Origin of the sequence: Nocardioides mangrovi, assembly GCF_020073815.1 — a bacterium.
GTDB classification, from domain to species: Bacteria; Actinomycetota; Actinomycetes; order Propionibacteriales; family Nocardioidaceae; genus Nocardioides; species Nocardioides mangrovi.
Genome location: NZ_JAIQZJ010000013.1, coordinates 190,416 through 197,350, shown reverse-complemented (window position 1 = coordinate 197,350; position 6,935 = coordinate 190,416). Strand labels below are relative to the sequence as shown.

Below are 6,935 nucleotides of genomic sequence, written 5' to 3'. Positions count from 1 at the left end.
ACCAACCGGCTGCTCCGGCACTGGCTGACCAAGGGCACCGACCTGTCCCGGTTCAGCGCCGCTGACCTCCGCCGGATCGCCGCCAGCCTCAACGCCCGACCCCGCCCTACCCTGGACATGAAGACCCCAGCCCAAGCGCTGGACGAGCTGCTGACCAACCCGGCAGCAGCATGACCGTGGTTGCTAAGACCAGTTGACCTCGCCACCGGAACCACGACCCATACGTCAGGTACGACGGCTACGCGCTGGCGCAGGTCAGGCAGTGACGGGTTCGGGTTCGCGAGCCGGGGCCGGGGCGTCGTCGATCATCGTGCGCTCGTCGAAGGGCAGCTCACCGGCGAGGACCTTGTCGAGGCGGTCGCGGTCGACGCCGTCGGTCCAGGTGCCGATGAGGACCGTGGCGACGGAGTTGCCGGCGAAGTTGGTGAGCGCGCGGGCCTCGGACATGAAGCGGTCGATGCCGACGATGAGGCCGACGCCGTCGACCAGCTCGGGCCGGTGCGACTGGAGCCCGCCGGCCAGGGTGGCGAGGCCGGCGCCGGTGACGCCGGCGGCGCCCTTCGAGGCGATGACCATGAAGACCAGCAGCGAGATCTGCTCGCCCAGGCTGAGCGGGTTGTCGAGCGCCTCGGCGATGAAGAGCGTCGCCATGGTCAGGTAGATCGCAGTGCCGTCGAGGTTGAACGAGTAGCCGGTCGGGACGACGATGCCGACGGTCGTCTTGTCGACGCCGGCGTGCTCCATCTTGGCGATCAGCCGCGGCAGCGCCGACTCCGAGGACGAGGTCGCCAGGATCAGCAGGAACTCGCGGGCCAGGTAGCGGAACAGCGAGAAGATGTTGACGCCGGTGAAGACCTTGAGCACGGTGCCGAGGACCAGGAAGACGAAGAGCGCGCAGGTGACGTAGAAGCCGAGCATCAGCACCGCGAGGCTCTTGAGCGCGTCGACACCGGTCGCCCCGACGACGGCCGAGATCGCACCGAAGGCGCCGATCGGCGCGGCCCACATGATCATCGCGAGCACCCGGAAGACGAGCTTCTGGGCGTACTCGACGACGGTCAGGATCGGCTTGCCGGCCGGGCCCATCTGCTGGAGGGCGAAGCCGATGAGCAGTGCGACCAGCAGGGTCTGCAGCACCTCGCCGGAGGTCAGGGACGAGAAGAGCGAATCGGGGACGATGCCGAGCAGGAAGTCCACGGTGCTCCCGTGCCCGGCCGCCGCCTGCTCCGCCCCGGCGGCCACGGCCGCGTCGTCGAGGTGCAGCCCGTCGCCCGGGTGCAGCAGGTTGCCGACCACGAGTCCGATGGTGAGGGCGAAGGTCGACATCACCAGGAAGTAGAGGATCGCGCCGACCCCGACCTTGCCGACCTTGGCCGCGCTGGCGACCGATCCGACGCCGAGGATGATCGTGCAGAAGATGACCGGCTGGATCATCATCGTGATCAGCGAGACGAAGCCCTGTCCGAGGGGCTTGAGCTCGACCGCGAAGTCGGGGAAGACGAGCCCGACCACGACGCCGAGCGCGACGGCCGCGATCACGGCGAGGTAGAGGTAGTGGGTCCTGCTGCGCGGCGGTGAGGCGGGCGCGGTGGTGCTGCTCATCGTTCCTCCAGTTCTCGGCCCGGCACACACCGGGACCATGGACGACCCTCGCCCGCGATGTGACCGGCGTCACCGTTCTGGTCGTTGAGTTCACGGCCCCGGCCGGACCCGGACCGTGGGGCACAATGCGACCGTGCGTGGACGACCGGAACGGCGGGAGCCGTCGGTCGCGCGCCAGATCCTGGTGCTCCAGGTGCTCGTCGTCCTGGTGCTGGTGGTGGGCGCGATCGGGCTCGCGACGTACGACGCGCGCGGCGACGTGCGCGCCTCCGCGACCGAGCGCGCGGTGGCCGTCGCGACCACGCTGGCCGACTCCCCCGCCCTCCTGGCGGCGCTCGACGACCCGGACCCGAGCGTGGCCATCCAGCCGATGGCCGAGCAGGTGCGGCACGACGCGGACGTCGACTTCGTGACCGTGATGAGCATGGACGAGATCCGCTACAGCCACCCCGACCCCGACGAGATCGGCCGCCACTTCATCGGCGACGTCGGCGACGCCCCGCAGGGCCGCGTCTTCACCCAGGAGTACGCCGGCCGGCTCGGTCCCTCGATGCGCGCGGTGGTCCCGGTGCGGGACACCGACGGGACCGTCGTCGCGATGGTGTCGGTCGGCATCACCATCACCCACATCGACCAGACCCTGCGCTCGGACCTCGCGGTCGTCGGTGGCGCAGCCGCCGTGGTGCTGGTCGTCGGGCTGCTCGGAACGTGGCTGGTCGCGCGTCGGCTCCGCCGCCTCACCCACGGCCTGGGCGAGCGCGAGATCACCCGGATGTACGAGTACTACTCGGCCGTGCTCCACGCCGTCCGCGAGGGGCTGCTCCTCATCGACGACCGGGGCCGGGTGCAGCTCGTCAACGACGAGGCCGTGCGCCTGCTCGACCTCGGAGAGTCCCCGGACGCGGTGGTCGGTCGCTCGGTGCACGACCTCGGGCTTCCTCCGGGTCTGGTCGCCGCCGCCCTGGGGCGCACCGCGGAGAGCGACGACGTGTACGTCGCGGGCGAGCACCTCCTGGTCGTCAGCTCGGCCCCGGCCCGCTGGCAGGGCAAGGAGGTCGGCGCGGTCGTCACCCTGCGCGACCACACCGAGCTCCGCGCGGTCACCGGCGAGCTCGACGTGGTCCGCGGGCTCACGGACTCGCTGCGCGCCCAGAACCACGAGGCCGCCAACCGGCTCCACACGGTGGTCTCCCTCATCGAGATGGGCCGCCCCGACGAGGCGGTCGACTTCGCGACCGAGGAGCTCCAGGTCGCGCAGCTGCTCACCGACCAGGTCGTCGGCCAGGTCGGGGACCCCGTGGTCGCGGCGCTGCTCCTCGGCAAGACCGCGGAGGCCGCCGAGCGCGGCATCGAGCTCTCGGTCGCCGGGGTGCTCCCGCCCGGGGCGGAGTCCTCGGGACGCGACCTGGTGACCGTGCTCGGCAACCTCCTCGACAACGCCTTCGACGCGGTCACCACCGCCGAGACGCGGCGCGTGGAGGTGCGGCTGGGCGGCGACGAGGAGCACCTGGAGGTGGTCGTCGGCGACAGCGGGCCCGGCCTCTCCCCCGAGGAAGCGGCCCACGTCCTCGAGCGCGGCTGGACGACGAAGGCGACCACCGACGGCATGCCCGGCGGTCGCGGCGTCGGCCTCGCCCTCGTCGGGCAGGTCGCCCGCCGCCGGCACGGCGAGGTCACCATCGGGACATCGCCCCTCGGTGGCGCGGAGTTCCACGTCGCCCTGCGCCCGGAGCGGGTGGGATGAGCGTCCGGGTGCTCGTCGTCGAGGACGAGGCACGGGCCGCCGAGGCGCACGCGGCGTACGTCGGCCGGGTCGACGGCTACGAGCTCGCCGGCACCGCGCGGTCGGCGGGCGAGGCGATGCGCGCGCTCGACGCCGCCCGGGCGGCGCAGCAGCCGGTCGACCTGGTGCTGCTCGACATGAACCTACCCGACGGCCACGGCCTGGGCTGGCTGCAGCAGGCCCGCGCCGCGGGTCACCTCTGCGACGTCATCGCCGTCACCGCGGCCCGCGACACCGACGTCGTCCGCCGCTCCGTGGCCCAGGGCGTCGTGCTCTACCTGATCAAGCCGTTCACGTTCGCCTCCTTCCGCGCCAAGCTCGAGCAGTACGCCGGCTACCGCGCCGCGATCGCCGCGAGCCCGACCGAGGTGGTGCAGGACGAGGTCGACCGCCTGTTCGGGTCGCTGCGCACCCAAGGCGCGGCGCCCCTGCCCAAGGGCATGAGCGCCGAGACCCTGCGCGACGTGACGGCAGCGCTGCGGGACGCGGCCGTTCCGCTCTCGGCGAGCGAGGTCGCCGACCTGGTCGGCGCCTCCCGGGTCACGGCCCGGCGCTACCTCGAGCACCTCGCCGACACCGGCCTCGCCGATCGCCGGCCGCGCTACGGCCGCGGCGGCCGGCCGGAGCTCGAGTACCTCTGGCGCTGAGCGGTCACGGACGGATATCCGCTTGACCGGCTCGCGGAGGCGACCCACTGTCGGAACATGCCCGACCGCAGCATCCTCGGCCCGGCCGACGTCGGCGACGAGGTCCTCCTCGACCTGGTCGCCGCCCAGCACGGCCGGCGTCCACGTGCGCTGGTCGACGTCGACGCCCGGGAGGTCGACTACGACCTCGACGCGATCACGACGGGTGGGCGCTACCGCGTGCGCGGCGAGGCCGAGCACGACGACGGCACCCGCGCGTTCTCCTTCTTCGTCAAGGTCGTGCACGAGTGGTCCCGCTCGCCGCACTTCGCGGCGGTGCCCGAGGAGGCCCGCGAGTGGGCGGCCCGCTCGGTGCCCTGGCGCACCGAGCCGCTCGCCTACCGCTCCGACCTCGCCACCCGGCTGCCCGCCGGCCTCGGGATGCCGCGCGCCTTCCACGTCGCCGACCTCGACGACACCTCCGCGGTGGTCTGGCTCGAGGACCTCGCGACGCTTCCGGTGCGCTGGGACGTCCCGCGCTACCGCACCGCCGCCCACCTGCTCGGTCGGCTGGCCGCCAGCAGGGACGTCGCACCCCTCGCCGGCCTCGGGGGCCTGGACTGGACGGTCGCCACCTACCTGCAGGGACGGGTGCGGATGCAGGTGGTCCCGATGGTCCGCGACCCGGCGACCTGGCGGCACCCGCTGATCGCCGCCGCCTTCCCGGTGGACCTGCAGGAGCGGCTGCTCGCCGCCGTCGACCGCCTCGACGAGCTCGGCGCCGAGCTGTGCGCCCTCCCGACGCTGACCGGGCACGGGGACGCCTGCCCGAACAACCTCCTGGCCGTGGTCGGACGCGACGACATCGTGCTCATCGACTTCGGCTTCTGGAACCCGCTGCCCGTGGGCTTCGACCTCGGGCAGCTGCTCGTCGGCGACGTGCAGATCGGCCGACGTCGTGCGCCGGAGCTGGGTGGCCTGGCGGCGCTCGACGACCACCTCGTCGCGGCGTACGTCGACGGACTGCGCGACGAGGGGGTCGACCTGCCGGCCGACCTGGTCCGCCGCGCGCACGCGCTGCAGCTCTTCGTCTTCACCGGCATGTCGGCGTTCCCGTGGGAGCACCTCGGCGCCCCGGTCACCGACGAGCTGCTGACGCTCGCCGGCGACCGCGCCGCCCTGACGACCTACAGCCTCGACCTGCTGGAGGCCACCGAGCCGGGCTGACCGCTCGCGGAGCTACGCCAGGTCGAGACCGGGGTAGAGCGGGTGCTTGTCGAGCATCTCGCCCGACGCCGCCTTGGTGCGGTCGGCGACGCCGTCGCCCAGGGCGTACGACGCCTTCGACGGCCTGCCGTCCTTGGTGGTGCCCGGCTGCGTGTTCTGCAGGACGTCGACGATCAGCTCGGCGACCCGGTCGAACTCGTCGTGGCCGAAGCCGCGGGTGGTGAGCGCCGGGGTGCCGAGGCGGATGCCGGAGGTGTACCAGGCGCCGTTGGGGTCCTGCGGCACGGAGTTGCGGTTGGTGACCACGCCGGCGTCGAGCAGCGCGGACTCCGCCTGGCGGCCGGTGAGGCCGAACCCGGAGACGTCGAGGAGCACGAGGTGGTTGTCGGTGCCACCAGTGACGAGCTTCGCGCCGCGGGAGAGGAAGCCGGACGCGAGCGACTGGGCGTTGTCGGCGACCTGCTGGGCATAGGTGCGGAACTCCGGCCGCCGGGCCTCGGCCAGCGCGACGGCCTTGGCGGCCATGATGTGCGACAGCGGGCCGCCGAGGACCATCGGGCAGCCGCGGTCGACGTCGGCGGCGAACTCCTCCTGGGCCAGCACCATGCCGCCGCGCGGGCCGCGCAGCGACTTGTGGGTCGTGGTCGTGACGACGTGGGCGTGCGGCACCGGGTCCTCGTCGCCGGTGAAGACCTTGCCGGCCACCAGACCCGCGAAGTGGGCCATGTCGACCATGAGGGTGGCGCCGACCTCGTCGGCGATCTCGCGCATCTTGGCGAAGTTCACGCGGCGCGGGTACGCCGAGTAGCCCGCCACCAGCACGAGCGGCTTGAACTCGCGAGCCTTGGCCGCGACCGCGTCGTAGTCGAGCAGCCCGGTCTCAGGGTCGGTGCCGTACTGCTGCTGGTGGAACATCTTGCCGCTGATGTTGGGGCGGAAGCCGTGGGTGAGGTGGCCGCCGGCGTCCAGCGACATGCCGAGCAGGCGCTGGTTGCCGAGCTCGTGCCGCAGCGTCTCCCAGTCCTCCTCGGTGAGCTCGTTGACGTTCTTGGCGCCGAGCTTCTCCAGCGCGGGGGTCTCGACCCGGTGGGCGAGGATCGACCAGAAGGCGACGAGGTTGGCGTCGATGCCGGAGTGCGGCTGCACGTAGGCGTACGGCGCGCCGAACAGCTCGCGGGCGTGCTCGGCGGCGACGGTCTCCACGGTGTCGACGTTCTGGCAGCCGGCGTAGAAGCGGTGGCCGACGGTGCCCTCGGCGTACTTGTCGCTGAACCAGGTGCCCATGGTGAGCAGCACGGCGGGCGAGGCGTAGTTCTCGCTCGCGATCAGCTTGAGCGAACCTCGCTGGTCGACGAGCTCCTGACGGGTGGCCGCCGCGATGCGCGGCTCGACCGAGCCGATCACCTCGAGGGCCTGCTGGTAGGCGCTGCTGGTCAGGGCATCGATCTGCGCGTCGCTCATGCGCGCCAGCCTAGGGCCGCGGGGTGTCGGTGGGCGAAGCAGAAACCCCACGATCGCGACAGGCGGGAATGTGACCTGCACCGCAGGTGTTCGGACTGCTGACCAGACCAACGACGCCTGTGTCTCACATCGCGGATCGCCATCTCACTCCATGAGATTTCGCCTTGTGGGAGCGGCGTCCGCTCCCTGAGACTCCTTGACATGATCTCCGCTGCGACGCACGCCTACCTCGTGGT

The 6,935-nt window shown here is 72.2% G+C and carries 5 protein-coding genes and 1 pseudogene; 4 read left to right on the top strand and 2 right to left on the bottom strand.

Annotated elements, in window-relative coordinates; translation table 11 throughout:
- Window positions 1-174, top strand: a pseudogene (locus K8U61_RS25665) (IS30 family transposase); the annotation flags it as partial.
- A gap of 81 nt (window positions 175-255) precedes the next feature.
- Here the strand turns inward: K8U61_RS25665 and K8U61_RS19735 are convergent.
- The gene (locus tag K8U61_RS19735) at window positions 256-1,602 is read right to left on the bottom strand and encodes a cation:dicarboxylate symporter family transporter (protein ID WP_224124770.1); all 1,347 of its coding nucleotides are present in this window, start codon (window positions 1,600-1,602) and stop codon (window positions 256-258) included.
- Window positions 1,603-1,735: 133 nt separating this feature from the next.
- Here K8U61_RS19735 and K8U61_RS19730 point away from each other — a divergent pair, with 133 nt between their 5' ends.
- Genes K8U61_RS19730 through K8U61_RS19720 form a run of 3 tightly spaced genes read left to right on the top strand, consistent with a single transcriptional unit; the run spans window position 1,736 to window position 5,238 of the window.
- Complete coding sequence (locus K8U61_RS19730; RefSeq protein WP_224124769.1) at window positions 1,736-3,346, top strand: ATP-binding protein; 1,611 nt, start codon at window positions 1,736-1,738, stop codon at window positions 3,344-3,346.
- A complete protein-coding gene (locus K8U61_RS19725; protein ID WP_224124768.1) occupies window positions 3,343-4,032 on the top strand; it encodes a response regulator in 690 nt (229 codons plus the stop codon). Before K8U61_RS19730 ends, K8U61_RS19725 begins: the two co-directional genes overlap by 4 nt.
- A 57-nt stretch (window positions 4,033-4,089) precedes the next feature.
- Window positions 4,090-5,238: a phosphotransferase gene (locus tag K8U61_RS19720; RefSeq protein WP_224124767.1), complete on the top strand. Its 1,149-nt coding sequence runs from the start codon at window positions 4,090-4,092 to the stop codon at window positions 5,236-5,238.
- A 12-nt stretch (window positions 5,239-5,250) separates the two neighbouring features.
- Here K8U61_RS19720 and K8U61_RS19715 read toward each other — a convergent pair whose 3' ends face one another.
- Entirely contained in the window at window positions 5,251-6,699 is a 1,449-nt protein-coding gene (locus tag K8U61_RS19715; RefSeq protein WP_224124766.1) for a glycine hydroxymethyltransferase, read from the bottom strand.
- Between the last annotated feature and the right edge of the window lie 236 nt (window positions 6,700-6,935).